Raw genomic sequence first — 15,011 nt, 5'->3', positions numbered from 1 at the left:
CTTACCACGGCTTTTGTTGGCGTGATTCGTGCAGCAACTGCGTGTAGAGCTGATGGCGACGCTCGGAGATCGCGCCGTCGTCGATTGCCGTCAGCACGCCACAGCCCGGTTCGTTGATGTGGTGGCAGTTGTAGAACCTGCATTCGGTCAGGCGCGGCCGGAATTCCGGGAATGCGCGCTCGAGCATGCCTTCGCTCAGGTGGTGCAGACCGAATTCCTGGAAGCCGGGCGAGTCGATCAGGTAGCCGGGCCGGCCATCGACAACAGCCCAGTCCTCGGGCAGGTGGTAAAGCCGCGTGAACGTGGTGGTGTGCTTGCCCGAATCGAGCTTTGACGAAATCTCGCGCGTCTGCGCTTCCACGCCCGGGATCAGCAGGTTCAGCAGCGACGACTTGCCCATGCCGGACTGGCCGATCAGGATGCTCGATACGCCCGCCGTACGCGGCCTGAGCGCGGCCAGCGTCTCTTCGGGCTGCCCGTGCACAGACAGTTCGAGGGTGTCGTAGCCCAAGTCCTGGTAGAGCTTGAGCCGACGACGCGCGTCGTCGAGCCGCCCGGTCAGGTCGATCTTGTTCAGGATCACCAGCGGACGGATCTCCAATGCCTCGGCCGATACCAGCGCCCGGCCGAGCAGGTCCTCCGAGAAGCTCGGTTCCGTGGCCAGCACGATGATCACCTGGTCGATATTGGCCGCCAGCAGTTTCGACTTGAACTGGTCGGAGCGATGCAGCAGGTTCTTGCGCGGATCGATGGCCGTGATCACGCCCTGGTCGAGCGCGGCCATTTCCACGCGGACATGGTCGCCCACGGCGGCGTCGCTCTTCTTGCCGCGCGGGAACGCGTGCAGACGCGAACCATCCGCGCGCTCCACCACGTAATGCCGGCCGTGTGCCGCGACGATCAGCGCGGCTTCGCTCTCGTTACCCTTGCCGGTGCCCTTGCCGGCGTTGTGATGGCGTGCGCTGCGCGTCATGCGTGCGCCAGCAGCCGGTCGATCCGCTGTGCCGCGGGCGGATGCGAGTAGTAGAACGCGCTGTAGATCGGGTCGGGCGTCAGCGTCGAGGCGTTGTCCTTGTACAGCTTGACCAGCGCGGAGACCAGGTGGCCGGCGTTGGTCTGGTGCGCGGCGAACTCGTCGGCTTCGAACTCATGCTTGCGCGATGACAGGCTGGCCAGCGGCCCGAGGAAGAACGTGAAAACCGGCAGTGTCAGGAAGAACAGCACCAGCGCCAGCGCGTGGTTGCTGCCGCCGAAGTTAGGCAGCACACCCAGTCCGGTGAAGAACCATTCGCGCGTGGCAAGCCAGCCGAGCAGGGCCAGGAATACCAGCGACAGCGCAAACGTCACGATCATCATCTTGGCCACGTGGCGGCGCTTGAAGTGCCCCAGTTCGTGCGCCAGCACCGCTTCCACTTCTTCGCCGTCAAGGCGAGACAGCAGCGTGTCGAAGAACACAATGCGCTTGGAGGCGCCAAAGCCGGTGAAGTACGCGTTGCCGTGGGCGCTGCGCTTGCTGCCATCCATCACGAACAGGCCCTTGCTGGCGAAGCCGCACTTGCGCAGCAGCGCCTCGATGCGATCGCGCAGGCTTTCGTCGCTGAGCGGTTCGAACTTGTTGAAGAGCGGCGCGATGAATGTCGGGAAGATCACCTGCAGCAGCAGGCTGAAGGCCATCCAGAGCAGCCAGGTCCACACCCACCAGTAGGTGCCGGCCTGGTCCATCAGCCACAGTACGGCCAGCAACAGCGGCAGGCCCAGCACGCAGGCCACCACCGCCATCTTGGCAAGGTCCGCCAGCCACAGGCCGAAGGTCATCTTGTTGAAGCCGAAGCGCTCCTCGATCACGAACTGGCCGTAGAGCGAGAATGGCAGATCCACAAGTCCGCCAATCAGCAGCACGCTGGCGATCAGCGCCACGCCGTAGAAATAGCCGCCTGCGCCGAAGACATGGATCCAGAGCTGATTCAGCGCGTGCAGGCCGCCCAGCATCGTGAAGCCAATCAGCACGGCTGCGCCGGCCAGCACCTCCAGCATCGACAGCCGCGTGCGGGCGATCGTGTAGTCAGCGGCCTTCTGGTGGGCGGCAAGCGTGATGGTGTCGGCAAAGCGCGCGGGCACGGCGCCGCGATGGCGGCCCACATGGTGAATCTGGCGACTGGCGAGCCAGAGTTTGGTCAGTACCATGACGACCAGAGCGGCAAGGAAGATCAGCGTGAACATCGGCGGGCCTTGTTGACGATGGCATGGCAGGAGGTGTGCGCACCATGCCATCCGGGGCGGATATGCGAGAATTATAAATTGTTCGCCGGGGGTACCTTCGCAATATGGCCGCCGGGCGATTTCATCCGTATTCCTTCCGTTTTCCATATCGAGCCGTACCGCCAGATGACAAGCCCCTCCGCATCCTCCGTCAAAAGTGAAAATAACCTCGTCTGGCTGGACATGGAAATGACCGGCCTGCAGCCAGACACCGACCGGATCATCGAAGTGGCGGTGGTGGTTACCGACTCCGAACTCAACATCCTGGCCGAAGGCCCGGTGCTGGTGATCCATCAGCCGGACGCTGTGCTCGACGCCATGGACAACTGGAACAAGGGCACCCACGGCCGCTCGGGCCTGATCGACAAGGTCAAGGCCTCCACACTGACCGAGGCGCAGGCCGAGGCCGAACTGCTGGCGTTCCTGAAGCGCTGGGTGCCAGCGAGCAAGTCGCCGATGTGCGGCAACTCGATCTGCCAGGACCGCCGGTTCATGGCGCGCTACATGCCCAAGCTCGAGGCGTTCTTCCACTACCGCAACCTTGACGTGTCGACGCTCAAGGAACTCTGCAAGCGCTGGGAGCCGGCGATCCACAAGGGTTTCACCAAGCGCCAGCTGCATACGGCGTTGGCCGACATCCTGGAATCGGTGGAAGAACTGAAGTACTACCGCCAGCACTTCATCAAGACGTCGACGCCGGCCGTGGCACCTGAGGCGCCTGCTGCGGCACCCGAGGCGCCGGCTGCTTAATCGCCCGCCCAGTAGCGCCTCAACCCCGCTCCATATGCTGCTAGGCAACATCGCCGCGGTGGTGTTCGTGCCGATTGGGCTTTACCTGGGGTTGAAGTAGCGATGGGTTTGCTCCCCTCTCCGGTCTGAACAGGCGGGAGAGGGGCAGGGGGAGAGGGCTGGCGGCTCAACCGGCGACCAGTCGTGATTTGAACATCAGCGCCCTCTCCCCGACCCCTCTCCCATTTCATGGGAGAGGGAAGGCAACCGTCAGGCTGTTGCGGGCTTCTGCCTTACCGCGTTCTTCGGCCGCCAGGCCTTGACCACCGCCTCATCGGTTTCGATGTAAGGCCCGCCGATCAGGTCGATGCAGTACGGCACCGCGGCAAATACGCCCTGGATAACCGGCTTGCCGTCGGCATCGCGCAGGCCTTCCAGCGTCTCGCGGATTGCGCGTGGCTGGCCGGGCAGGTTCACGATCAGAGCGGCGCGGCTCGGTGTTTCGCGGATGACCGCCACCTGGCGCGACAGGATCGCGGTCGGCACGAAATGCAGGCTTACCTGGCGCATCTGCTCGCCAAAACCCGGCATCTCCTTGGTACCGACGGCCAGCGTGGCCTCCGGCGTCACATCGCGACGCGCAGGGCCGGTGCCGCCGGTCGTCAGTACCAGGTCGCAGCCAGCCACGTCGACCAGTTCGATCAGCGTGCGCGAAATCAGCGCCTGCTCGTCGGGAATCAGCCGTTCCACAGCCTGCCACGGCGTGGTCAGCGTCTTGCCGAACCAGTCGCGCAGTGCGGGGATGCCTTCGTCCTGATAGGTGCCGGACGATGCCCGGTCGGAAATCGACACGAAGCCGACAACCAGTTCGTCTGGGCTGCTGCGTTGCACGGGTGAGGTCAGTGGCGGGTTCATGCGTCGGGCTCCGGTACGTTGTCGGGGGCTGCGTCGGTGTCACCGTCTTCCAGCGCGGTCTTGATGGCCTGGAACAGTTCCCGGTAGTACTTCGGCGGCTTGGACAGCTCCTTTTCCTTGCGGGCATTGCGGATGATGTTGCGCAGCGCCTGTACGTCGCTGCCCGGGTGTTCTCCCAGGAATTTCGTCAGCATGGCGTCGTCGGCCAGCAGCAGGTCGCGCCAGCGCTCGATCAGGTGCAGCCGGGCCGTCTCGGCCTTGCTGGTGCCCTTGAAGCCTTCCAGCGCGGCGCGGATTGCCTCGACTTCGTCGTCGTCCAGGTTCCGCATGACCTTGCCGACAAACTGCATCTGGCGGCGCTTGCCTTCGTGGCTCGTGATCTTGCGGGCTGCGTGGATGGCGTCAGCCAGTGGCTCCGGCATCGGCACGCGGGCCAGCCGGTCCTTGGGCAGGGCCTCGAGTTCGGAGCCAAGATCCTGCAGGGCGGTCATGTCGCGCTTGCGCTGCGACTTGCTCTTGGGCAGGTCGTCGTCCTCTTCGGGGCCGAAGGCGCCCGGAAAACGGCCGTTGGAGTTGTTACGGGTATTTCGCGTCATGGGCGGCATTTTATCTTGCTATGATTCCCGTTTGGACTTTTGATCACGCCCGCCCATATGAGCCAGATTGCCGAACAGACCGCGCATTTCACGTACACCCAGGACCAGCTCAAGTCCATGGCGGCCGATGTGCTGCGCGTGGCACGCGAGCTCGGCGCAACGGACGCCGCCACCGAGATTTCCGAGGGCGGCGGCCTGTCGGTTTCGGTGCGAAAGGGCCAGGTGGAGACCATCGAGCAGAATCGCGACAAGGTGGTGGGCGTGACGGTGATGATCGGGAAGCGCCGCGGCAACGCCAGCACGTCGGATTTCTCGCCGGCCGCGCTGCGTGCCACGGCCGAGGCGGCATACAACATCGCCCGCTTCACGGCCGAGGACGACTGCGCCGGCCTGGCCGAAGAAGAACTGCTGGAGCGCAATCCGCAGGACCTGGACCTGTTCCACCCGTGGACCATCGATGCCGAAGGGGCCATCGATATCGCCCGCCGTGCCGAGGCGGCTGCCTTTGCGGTTTCGCCGAAGATCCGCAATAGCGACGGCGCGAGCGTGTCTGCCCAGCATTCGCAGTTCGTGCTGGCCACGTCACGCGGCTTCACGGGCGGTTACCCTTACTCGCGCCATTTCATCTCGTGCGCGCCGATTGCCGGATCGGGCAGCGGCATGCAGCGTGACGACTGGTATTCGTCGAAGCGCTCGCCGAACACGCTGGCCGAGCCGGAGGCAATCGGCCGCTATGCGGCGGAGCGCGCCCTGGCCCGCCTGAACGCCCGCAAGCTGTCCACGCGCAAGTGCCCGGTGCTGTTCGAGGCGCCGCTGGCGGCCGGCCTGCTTGGTGCGTTCGTGCAGGCGGTATCGGGCGGTGCGCTCTATCGCAAATCGACATTCCTGTACGACACGCTGGGCAAGGCCGTCTTCGCACCGCATATCCAGATCCACGAACAGCCGCACGTGCCCGGCGCCATGGGCAGCGCACCGTTCGACGAGGAAGGCGTGCGCACGCACGAGCGCGACGTGGTGCGCGATGGTGTTGTGGAGGGCTATTTCCTGTCGACGTATTCGGCCCGCAAGCTCGGCATGAAGACCACCGGCAACGCAGGCGGATCGCACAACCTGACGCTGACCAGCTCGCTGACGCAGCCGGGCGATGACTTCGCCGGCATGCTGAAGAAGATGGGCACCGGCCTGCTGGTGACCGAGCTGATGGGGCAGGGCGTGAACTACGTGACGGGCGATTATTCGCGCGGCGCGTCGGGCTACTGGGTCGAGAACGGTGTGATCCAGTACCCGGTGGAAGAAATCACAATCGCCGGCAATATGGTCGAGATGCTCAAGCAGATCGTCGCAGTCGGCGCAGATGCGCTGGTGCGCGGTACCAAGGAAACCGGCTCGATCCTGATCGAGCAGATGACGATCGCGGGTAACTGAGCCTCAGAGTTCCCCAAGATGACAAAAGCGCCCCGCAGGGCGCTTTTTTTGCGTCACTCTTCGCCCGAGGGCGGCCGTTCGTAAGTCACGAACGCATAATCAAAACCATTCGCCTCCGAATGGTGCACCTCCCGCGCCGCCTCGATCCATTTCGTGCGGTCCACGGCGGGGAAGAACGCATCGCCTTCCACGTCGGCATCGATTTCGGTGACGACCAGGCGGTCGGCAGACGGCAGGGCCTCGGCATAGAGCTGCGCGCCGCCGATCAGGAATACCTGCTCCACACCGACACACAGCCGCTGCGCATCCTCGAGCGAGCCGACCACTTCGGCGCCTTCGATCGTGAGATCCCGGTTGCGGCTCACCACGATATTGCGTCGGCCCGGCAGCGGGCGGCCAATCGAATCCCAGGTCTTGCGGCCCATGATGACCGGCGCACCCATGGTCGTGCGCTTGAAGTGCTGCAGGTCTTCCGGCAGGCGCCACGGCAATGTGTTGTCGCGGCCGATCACGCCGTTGCGGGCGCGCGCGACGATCAGCGTCAATAGCGTCATACGGCCACCGGCGCCTTGATTGCGGCGTGCGATTCGTAGCCGACCAGCTCGAAGTCCTCGTACTTGTAGTCGAAGATGCTGTCGGGCTTGCGCAGGATGTTCAGCGTCGGCAGCTTCATCGGCGTGCGGGCAAGCTGGGTCTGCACCTGCTCGAAGTGATTGCTGTAGATATGGCAGTCGCCGCCGGTCCAGACGAAATCACCGACGCCCAGGCCGCATTGCTGCGCGATCATGTGCGTCAGCAGCGCATAGCTGGCGATGTTGAACGGCACGCCAAGGAAGATGTCGGCGCTGCGCTGGTAGAGCTGGCAGGAGAGCTTGCCATCGGCCACGTAGAACTGGAAGAACGCGTGGCAGGGCGGCAGCTTCATCTGCGGGATCTCGCCGACGTTCCAGGCTGACACGATCAGCCGGCGCGAGTCGGGGTTGTTGCGGATCTGCTGAACCACTTCGCTGATCTGGTCGATGTGGCGGCCGTCCGGCGTCGGCCAGGCTCGCCACTGATACCCGTAGACCGGACCCAGTTCGCCATTGGCGTCGGCCCATTCGTCCCAGATGGTGACGCCGTTGTCCTTCAGGTACTTGATGTTGGTCGAGCCCTGCAGGAACCACAGCAGTTCGTGGATGATCGACTTCAGGTGCAGCTTCTTCGTGGTAACGACGGGGAAGCCTTCGTTCAGGTCGAAGCGCATCTGGTAGCCGAAGACCGAGCGCGTGCCGGTGCCGGTGCGGTCGGACTTTTCGGTGCCATGCTCGTACACATGGCGCATGAAGTCGAGGTACTGTTTCATCGGAACAGGAAGTGGGATGTGATGTTGGCGCGCTGGCCGCAAGCACGGATTTTAGCCTGAAAGCAGAAAGCCGCCCGGAGGCGGCTTTCTGCGTCAGACGCGCGGCGTCAGTTGGGTTGTCAGTTGGGTTGCGTGGCAGGTTCCCGGCGCTTCTGCGTCAGGTAGCCGGCGCCAAGTACGCCGCCGACGACCACCACGTACAGGCCCCAGTACAGCACGGGCTGGCTTGCGAAGAAATCCTTGATGATCGGCTCGCCCAGGATCATCTTGACTGCCGTGAAGGCCAGCACGCCGGCGCCCACGTAGATGATGGCCGGGAAGCGCCCCATCAGCTTGAGCACCAGGCTTGAGCCCCACACCACGATCGGGATGCTGATCAGCAGGCCCAGCACCACCAGCAGGAAGCTGCCGTGGGCGGCGCCGGCCACGGCCAGCACGTTGTCCACGCCCATCACCGCGTCGGCGATGATGATCGTCTTCATCGCGCCCATCAGCGTGGCGGCGCCAGCGCCGTGTTCGTCGCCGCCTTCCTCGGCGGCCAGCAGCTTGTAGGCGATCCAGACCAGCGCCAGGCCGCCAACCAGCAGCAGGCCGGGGATCTTGAGCAGCCAGACCACACCGATGGTCATCGCCGAACGCACGACCACGGCGCCGACGGTACCCCAGACGATCGCCTTCTTCTGCAGGTGAGGCGGCAGGTTGCGCGCCGCCAGTGCAATCACGATGGCGTTATCGCCAGCCAGTACCAGGTCGATGACGACGATGGACAGCAGCGCCGTCAGGAACTGCATCGTGAACAAATCGGTAAACCACTCCATATAGGCTCCTCAAGTGCGAACAAGCTGCCGGCCGGTCAGGCCAGCAAGGTCTTTTGTGACACCTGGGATTACGGAGCGCGGAAGTTGCCGGATCGGCGGGACTGCCTTTGCAAACCGTAAAACCAGGTTGCAAAGGTCTTGCTCGACACAGCTGGTGCGGTATGCGCACCAGGGTCAGCACAACCGGAGACGGGTCAGCGTCTCGGAATGACGATTGTGCTAAGGGCATGGGCCCCCAAGCTACTCCCCTTTAACTTCCCTTTGGAAGGGACGCGGCGCCAGAGACTCCGGCGGACGCGTTGGGCGCGATTATACCGAAGCCGAGGCAAATATGTTGCACCGCCGACGATGCGCCTGAATGTATGGAACAACTTCCAAAGTGCCGGATGATGCAACTTGTGGCGCACGCATATTCATATGCGCCTATGCTTGTTGGATTGGCAGGCGGCCGATGGGCACCGGACAGGACAGGTGGGCATCCCGCGCCAGCCGCGCGCCGTCGCCGTGCCGCGCGGTTTTTGAGGGATTCACGTAGTGCCCATCGACAACAAGGAAACGTCATGCCGGCCGTTACGACACCACTGAACCCGTCACGCTCCCAATCGCCCCAATCGCTGAACCACGCCAATCACCATTCCGCGTCCAATCGCGCTCCGGATCCGGCTCCGCGCCTGGTCGTCGCCAATGGCGTCCATGCCGGTCTGCGGCCCGAGTTCATCCAGCAGTTCCACGAAGACAGCGGCGCGCTGCGCGCCGAGATCGTGGCGGGGCTTGCCCGGCCGCAGGCCAGCATCAGCCCCAAGTTTTTCTACGATGTGCTCGGCTCGCGCCTGTTCGAGGCCATCACCGATCTGCCCGAGTACTACCCGACCCGCACCGAGGCTTCGATCTTCGCCGGCGCCGCTCCGGCGATCGCCGCACGCGCGGGTAGTGGCTGCGTGCTGATCGACCTGGGCGCCGGCAATTGCGAAAAGGCCGCGCGGCTCTTCCCGAGCCTGCAGCCGGCCCAGTACGTCGCACTCGATATCTCTGTGGACTTCCTGCGCGGCACGCTCTCAGGCCTGCAGCAGCAGCATCCGCAGATCCCCATGCTGGGGCTGGGGGCCGACCTGTGCCGGCCGCTAGACCTTCCCACCAACGTCATGCGTGGCCGCAGGTTGTTCTTCTACCCGGGCTCCAGCATCGGCAATTTCTCGCCGATCGATGCGCTGGCGCTGCTGCAACGTCTGCGTGCGGCGGCCGGGCACGGCGATGGCGTGCTGATCGGCGTCGATCTCTACAAGGATGCCGATACGCTGGTCGCTGCCTATGACGATGCGCTTGGCGTGACGGCTGCGTTCAATCGCAACGTGCTGCGCAATGTGAACCGCATCGTGGGCAGCGATTTCGCGCTGGAGGACTGGCGCCATGCGGCGACGTTCGACCGGCAGGCATCGCGCATCCAGATGCATCTTGAAGCCGTGCGCGACGTGACCGTGCGCTGGCCCGAGGGCGAGCGCCGCTTCGCCTCCGGCGAACGGATTCATACCGAGGATTCGCACAAGTATCGCCCCGAGGATTTTGCGATCCTGCTCGAGGCCGCCGGTTTTACCGACCCCGTAAGCTGGACCGATCCGCGTGGCTGGTTCGCGGTGTTCCACGCGCGCGGGTGATCCTGCGCGGAGAAGCCGCGGCGTCAGCAGGGGATAGGGCGCGCGCGAAATGGCCGCCGCTGCGCCGGTGTCATAATGCGCGCAACTGGCGTGTCCGGCCCCCTATTTACCCACAGTCACGGATCTTTCGATGAGCGGCTTTTCCATGCTTCCCGATCTCCACTTCACCGGCGGCAATGCGGCGTGGCCCAATGCGCGCCGTTTGCCGCGCGAGGGGCTCGCGCAGGCGCTCGTGGAGTCGCGCAACCGCACGCTCGCGTGGCTCGGCGCATTCGGCCAGACGCGGCGCGGCTGGACCGTGGAGCGCCAGTACGACTGCAATCCGCCGTTGTGGACACTTGGCCATATCGCCTGGCATGCCGAATGGTGGTGCCTGCGCGGCGTGCGCCACCTGGAGCAGGGCGGCATTCGCCTGCCAGTGGCCAGCGAGCCGTCGCTGCTGGATGGTGCCGACGAGTGGTTCGACCCCGACCGCATTGGACCGGACGAGCGCTGGGAGATTGCGCTGCCCGATGTGTCGCGCGTGAAGCAATACGCGACGCAGGTGCTCGATGGGTTGCTGCGCCGTATCGCGCCGCTCGCTGACGACGAAGACGCCACGCTGTACCCGTTCCGCCGTGCGCTGTATCACGAGGACATGCAGGGCGAGACGATTGCCGCGTTGCTGCAGGCGCTGGAGATCGCGCCGGCGGAACCCGCCTCGGTGGGACCGTCGGCTTCTGTTTCGCACAACGACTCGCTCCATTTTCCGGGCGGCACTTTCACACAGGGCTGGAGCGAACCCCACGGGTTTGCCTGGCCGGACGAACTGCCGCCGCAGAAGGTCTATGTGCCGGCATTCGAGATGGACGCCGCGCTGGTTACCAACGCGCAGTTCCTCGAATTCGTCGAGGACCACGGCTATGAGCATCCGGCTTACTGGTCGATGGCGGGGCGCCAGTGGCTGATGACGCAGGAACGCTCCGCGCCACGTTACTGGGCACGCCACGCGGTGACGCGAAGCTGGGTGGTGTCGCGCTTTGGCGCCGAGCGCACGCTCAATCCCGACGAACCGGTGCGACATGTCACGCTGTTCGAGGCGCAGGCATGGTGCGTGTGGGCCGACCGCCGCCTGCCGCAGGAAGTGGAATGGGAACTGGCGGCCACGCAGAACCGTGGGCTGCAATGGGGCGCGCTGCGCGAGTGGACCGCCACGCCATATGAGCCGTATCTGGGCTTCAGCGCGGAGCCGACCGATGGCGAGATCGTGAGCCATTTCGGCACCCACCAGGCCGTCCGCGGCGTGTCGTTTGCAAGCCCCGCGCGGCTGCGCCATACGCGCGCACGGATGGCATTGCTGCCCGAGGATGATGTGTCGTTCGTGGGGTTCAGGACGTGCGCGGTGTAGACCGCTTTCCCTGACGAACCTCTAAGGGAACTCCAAGGGAATCTCTACGGAACCATGCGCAGGAGCCTGCGCGAGAGAAGTGTCCTCATGTCGCGGCGCGTGTCGCACACGATGTGGATATAGATAACTTCCTCGGTGATCTCGTAGATGATGCGGTTCATGCTTGAGACGACCTGGCGGTATTGCCGCAGGCCCAGATCCACCAGTTCGTCTGGAATGGGGCCGCTCAGAGGGTAATCCTGGAGCGCGCGCACCGAGTCCTTGATCCGCTGGAAAGTCTCCAGCCAGGCTTGCTTGCCAAAGCTTCTGACAACGTAGTGGCGAAGCTCCTTCAGGTCTTCTTCAGCCCCCGCAAGGAATACCACTTTCATTCGCGGTCTTCCCTGTCCAGATCTGCAAATACGTCCTCGACATCGCGGAAGCGCCCGTGCTCGATGTCACGGCTGCCGATGGCAAGCAGCTTCAGCAGCGCAAGCGTTTCTTCCTGCTGCTCGTACGAGCGGACATCCATCACCACAAGCTTTGCCTCGCCGTTCTGGGTAATCAGCATCGGCTCGCGGGACTCGGAAATGTCCTTGACGATCTCGGCCGCGTGGCTCTTGAGGTAACTGATCGGTTTGACCTGGGTTGAGAACTTCACGGCTATGCTCTCCGCTTGCAAAGGATAGGACTGAATATAGACCGAATTCGGTCGCCTCGGCAAGCTCGCGCCAGTGCAGGAAGCGGCACCCTGCCGACTGCGCCGGATGGCAGCCGGAATGCAAATCGGGGGCTGTCCTTTCCAGGACAGCCCCCGATCCTTCAACGCATTTCGCTAGTGGCTAGCCCAACAGGCCAGCTTTTCGCTTTAGCGCTCGTAGCGCGAGCGGCTGTTGCCGTTGCGCTGGCCGCCGAAGCCGCCGCGATCGCCACGATCGCCGAACTTGCGGTCGCCGAAGCTGCGGTCACCGAAGCTGCGGTCGCCAAAGTTGCGGTTGCCATCGCGCTGGCCGTCGCGGTTGCCGCCAAAGTCACGGCCGCCGTCACGTTGCGCAAAGTCGCGGTTGCCAAAGCTGCGTTCGCCACCGGCGTTGCGATCGCCGCCGAAGCTGCGCTGCTGGCCTTGACCCTGGCCCTGGCCCTGGCCGCGGTATCCACCGTTGCCACGATCGCCAAAGCCGCGCTCGCCGCGGTCGCCAAAGCCACGGTTGTCGTCGCCGAACGGGCGTGCGCCACGATCGCCGAAGCCGCGGTTTTCGCCGCCGAACTTGCGCTCGCCGAAGTTGCGATCGCCAAAGCTGCGCTCGCCGCCTTCGCGGTTGCCGCCGTTGTTGCCACGGTAGCCGCCGCCGTTGTTGCCGCGGTAGCCGCCACCGTTGCCGCGGAAGCCGTCACGGCCGCCCGGCTTGCCGCCGAAGTTCGAGCGCGGCTTCGGCGAGCGACGCGGCTCGAAACCTTCGATCACCGATGCGTCGATGCGGTTGTTCGTGAAGCGCTCGATACGGCGCCACTGGAACATGTCACCGTGGTTCACGAGGTTGATTGCAACGCCCGAGCGGCCCGCACGGCCGGTACGGCCGATGCGGTGCACGTAGTCTTCCGCCTGCTTGGGCAGGTCGAAGTTCACCACGTGCGTGATGTCGGGCACGTCGATACCGCGAGCGGCCACGTCCGTGGCCACCAGCACGCGCAGGTTGCCACGGCGCAGGGCCGTCAGCGTGCGGTTACGCGCACCCTGCGTCATGTCGCCGTGCAGCGCGCCAGCAGCAAAGCCGGTGTCCGACAGGCGTTCTGCCAGCGAGTCGGCGTCGCGCTTGGTGGCCGTGAACACGATGGCCTGCTTCAGCGATGCGTCGCGCAGCAGGTGGTCCAGCAGGCGCTCCTTGTGCGACATGTCGTCGGTGAAGTGCAGGCGCTGTTCGATGTTGCTGTGATCGGCGCGGGCGGCGGCGATCTCGATGCGCTGCGGGTCCTTCAGTTGGCGCGAGGCCAGTTGGGCAATGCGCGCGTCCAGCGTGGCCGAGAACATCAGCGTCTGGCGCGAGGCCGGCGTGGCAGCGACGATTGCGTCGATGTCATCGGCAAAGCCCATGTCGAGCATGCGGTCGGCTTCGTCGAACACCAGCATGTCCAGCGCGGACAGGTCGATGCGGCCGGCTTCGATATGGTCGAGCAGGCGGCCCGGCGTGGCCACGAGGATGTCCGGCATGCGAGCCAGCATGGCCAGTTGCTTCGGATAGGGCATGCCGCCCAGGATGCTGGCGCAAACGATGCGGCGCAGATGGCGGCCGTACTTGGCTGCAGCATCGGTCACCTGCAGGGCCAGTTCGCGCGTCGGCGTCAGCACCAGCAGCGACGGCTGGGCCGGAGACGGGCGGGGGCGCTTGCCCTTCATGCGCTTGGCCGGTTCGGTCGGGCGATTCGGCGACGGCTTTTCGCTGATGCGCTGGATCGCGGGCAGCATGAACGCGGCGGTCTTGCCCGAGCCGGTCTGGCTCGAGACCAGCAGGTCGCGGCCAGCCAGGAACGCAGGAATCGCCTGGGCCTGAACCGGGGTGGGGTTGTTGTAGTTGGCTTCGGCCAGCGCGCGCAGGATGGCGGGGTCGAGGCCGAGCTTCGTAAAGCCGTTTTCCGAGGCTTCAGCAGCGGCAGCCGGGGCGGCCGAGGCGGTATCGGCATTGAGCATCGCGTCGAGCTTGTCGAGCGGGCTCACTTCAGCGGCGGACGAAATGGAAGCGTCAGTGGCGGAGGCAAAAGGCTGCTCCGCACGGAAGTCGTGCTGGGTCATGTCTTACTTGTATGAATGCATGGCACCCCTGGCCTATGCGCGAAGGGGTGGGCGCAGTGCAAAGTCTTTAAAAAGGCTTCGGCGCCAATCGGTGGGCCGTTCGACAGACTCAGCTGGCAATACGGCGGCAGGCAGGGGCGACTGGTCATCAGGAACCAACCGGAACCCTGGCAGGCAAACAGCTAAACAAACAGGCTGTTCTTCAGGATCGGAGACGAGGCGGCGTCAGGTGAGCGGTGCGTTCTGGCCAGGCGCCTGTCAGAGAAACTTCTGAAGAATGACAGAGGCAGGGAGCAGATCTTGGGAGGGCAGCGGATACGCTTTGGCGCGAAGGCCGGGGCGAGGTGCGGAACTCACAGTGCGAAACTCACGGCGCGGAGTATAGCAGATCGCCGAATTTTTTGTTGCACCGCGAAAATTCCTAATCGTAACGAGATGTGTCGGGCACATTGCTTGATTGTGTCTCCCGGCTGCCTATACTCCAGTGCGCGAGCATACGTGCTCGTATGGGGCGGACGACGACAAGTCCCGCTGATCCTGCCTTCGGCAAGGTTGGCTTGCCGCTCGCCTCCGGCATTGCGGTCATTGATGCCACTGCCAGGTTTTCTTCGACTGTCCGGGTGGTCCGGATGGACGTCCGCGTCATGGGCGGAATCATAGGAAACATGCTTGGTATGGGAATGACCGGAGTTCGCCGGCGACGCAGACCCAGGTGGTCCGGGCCCGTCCGCAGCCAAAAGCCCGCCAATTACTTGGCGGGCTTTTTCTTTTGTGTGGCCGGAAGCGCGGATGCCTACTTGCGCTTGGTCCCGGCCTCCCGTTCCTGCCCTGCAGCCTGTGACGCGCCGGGGAATCCCTCCGGATACTGGATCAGTCTTGTAAGCGACGGGCGCCGGTGCGAGGACTGCCAGCGATAGGTGCCTGTCACGCGGGCGCCGCCGATGATGGCGGTCATGGCCTCGCGGTCGAGGTCCATGTTCTCCGGCAAGTCCTTGATGACGATCACTGCCATGGCGTTCTCCAGCTTCTCGGGCCTTGCCCTTTGGCCAGCCGTTGTCGCGCCGGCCAGGACAGCGCCGGGGCAGGCGCGGCCCGATTCAGTATAGGCGAGCGGCCCC

General features: G+C 64.5%; 15 protein-coding genes. 4 read left to right on the top strand and 11 right to left on the bottom strand.

The genetic code is table 11. The annotated features are described in order from the left end of the window. Position 1: 1 nt before the first annotated feature. Positions 2-973 carry a ribosome small subunit-dependent GTPase A gene (rsgA, locus tag B552_RS0122500; RefSeq protein WP_019451317.1) on the bottom strand — a complete coding sequence of 324 codons (972 nt, stop codon included), beginning with the start codon at positions 971-973 and terminating at the stop codon, positions 2-4. Further along, a complete protein-coding gene (locus B552_RS0122495; protein ID WP_019451316.1) occupies positions 970-2,220 on the bottom strand; it encodes a M48 family metallopeptidase in 1,251 nt (416 codons plus the stop codon). Before B552_RS0122495 ends, rsgA begins: the two co-directional genes overlap by 4 nt. Before the next feature lie 165 nt (positions 2,221-2,385). Between B552_RS0122495 and orn the strand changes: the two genes are divergently transcribed. Beyond that, complete coding sequence (orn, locus tag B552_RS0122490) at positions 2,386-3,009, top strand: oligoribonuclease (protein ID WP_026035942.1); 624 nt, start codon at positions 2,386-2,388, stop codon at positions 3,007-3,009. 249 nt (positions 3,010-3,258) lie between these two features. On the opposite strand, the gene mog is transcribed toward orn, so the two are convergent. Further along, positions 3,259-3,903: a molybdopterin adenylyltransferase gene (mog, locus tag B552_RS0122485; RefSeq protein WP_019451314.1), complete on the bottom strand. Its 645-nt coding sequence runs from the start codon at positions 3,901-3,903 to the stop codon at positions 3,259-3,261. After that, a complete protein-coding gene (gene yjgA, locus B552_RS0122480; RefSeq protein ID WP_019451313.1) occupies positions 3,900-4,499 on the bottom strand; it encodes a ribosome biogenesis factor YjgA in 600 nt (199 codons plus the stop codon). The genes mog and yjgA overlap by 4 nt, the downstream gene beginning before the upstream one ends. A 57-nt stretch (positions 4,500-4,556) precedes the next feature. On the opposite strand from yjgA, the gene pmbA reads away from it, so the two are divergent. After that, complete coding sequence (gene pmbA, locus B552_RS0122475) at positions 4,557-5,924, top strand: metalloprotease PmbA (protein WP_019451312.1); 1,368 nt, start codon at positions 4,557-4,559, stop codon at positions 5,922-5,924. 53 nt (positions 5,925-5,977) lie between these two features. Here the strand turns inward: pmbA and B552_RS0122470 are convergent, their stop codons facing one another. The 3 genes from B552_RS0122470 to B552_RS0122460 all read right to left on the bottom strand — a co-directional run bounded on the left by B552_RS0122470 (position 5,978) and on the right by B552_RS0122460 (position 8,087). After that, positions 5,978-6,478: a dihydrofolate reductase gene (locus tag B552_RS0122470; RefSeq protein ID WP_019451311.1), complete on the bottom strand. Its 501-nt coding sequence runs from the start codon at positions 6,476-6,478 to the stop codon at positions 5,978-5,980. Beyond that, positions 6,475-7,269 (bottom strand): thymidylate synthase, encoded by a 795-nt coding sequence (locus B552_RS0122465; protein WP_019451310.1) that lies wholly within the window; start codon positions 7,267-7,269, stop codon positions 6,475-6,477. Before B552_RS0122465 ends, B552_RS0122470 begins: the two co-directional genes overlap by 4 nt. Before the next feature lie 119 nt (positions 7,270-7,388). Further along, complete coding sequence (locus B552_RS0122460) at positions 7,389-8,087, bottom strand: TerC family protein (protein WP_019451309.1); 699 nt, start codon at positions 8,085-8,087, stop codon at positions 7,389-7,391. 560 nt (positions 8,088-8,647) lie between these two features. Between B552_RS0122460 and egtD the strand changes: the two genes are divergently transcribed. Both egtD and B552_RS0122450 read left to right on the top strand, forming a co-directional pair. After that, positions 8,648-9,739, top strand: a complete 1,092-nt coding sequence (gene egtD / locus B552_RS0122455; protein ID WP_019451308.1) for an L-histidine N(alpha)-methyltransferase — start codon at positions 8,648-8,650, stop codon at positions 9,737-9,739. Positions 9,740-9,869: 130 nt separating this feature from the next. Beyond that, complete coding sequence (locus B552_RS0122450; RefSeq protein ID WP_019451307.1) at positions 9,870-11,126, top strand: ergothioneine biosynthesis protein EgtB; 1,257 nt, start codon at positions 9,870-9,872, stop codon at positions 11,124-11,126. Between the two features lie 44 nt (positions 11,127-11,170). Here the strand turns inward: B552_RS0122450 and B552_RS0122445 are convergent, their stop codons facing one another. The 4 genes from B552_RS0122445 to B552_RS27810 all read right to left on the bottom strand — a co-directional run. Then, entirely contained in the window at positions 11,171-11,497 is a 327-nt protein-coding gene (locus tag B552_RS0122445) for a type II toxin-antitoxin system RelE/ParE family toxin (RefSeq protein ID WP_019451306.1), read from the bottom strand. Beyond that, positions 11,494-11,766 (bottom strand): type II toxin-antitoxin system Phd/YefM family antitoxin, encoded by a 273-nt coding sequence (locus B552_RS0122440; protein WP_019451305.1) that lies wholly within the window; start codon positions 11,764-11,766, stop codon positions 11,494-11,496. The genes B552_RS0122445 and B552_RS0122440 overlap by 4 nt, the downstream gene beginning before the upstream one ends. 207 nt (positions 11,767-11,973) lie before the next feature. Continuing rightward, entirely contained in the window at positions 11,974-13,893 is a 1,920-nt protein-coding gene (locus tag B552_RS0122435) for a DEAD/DEAH box helicase (RefSeq protein WP_019451304.1), read from the bottom strand. A gap of 793 nt (positions 13,894-14,686) precedes the next feature. Further along, positions 14,687-15,011 (bottom strand): hypothetical protein (locus B552_RS27810; RefSeq protein ID WP_237718324.1); only part of this gene is annotated, 325 nt, incomplete at its 5' end.

It is taken from the genome of Cupriavidus sp. BIS7 (genome assembly GCF_000292345.1).
Taxonomy (GTDB): domain Bacteria; phylum Pseudomonadota; class Gammaproteobacteria; order Burkholderiales; family Burkholderiaceae; genus Cupriavidus.
Note: the sequence above shows the minus strand (reverse complement) of the source record. Positions and strands in the feature narration are given on the sequence as shown.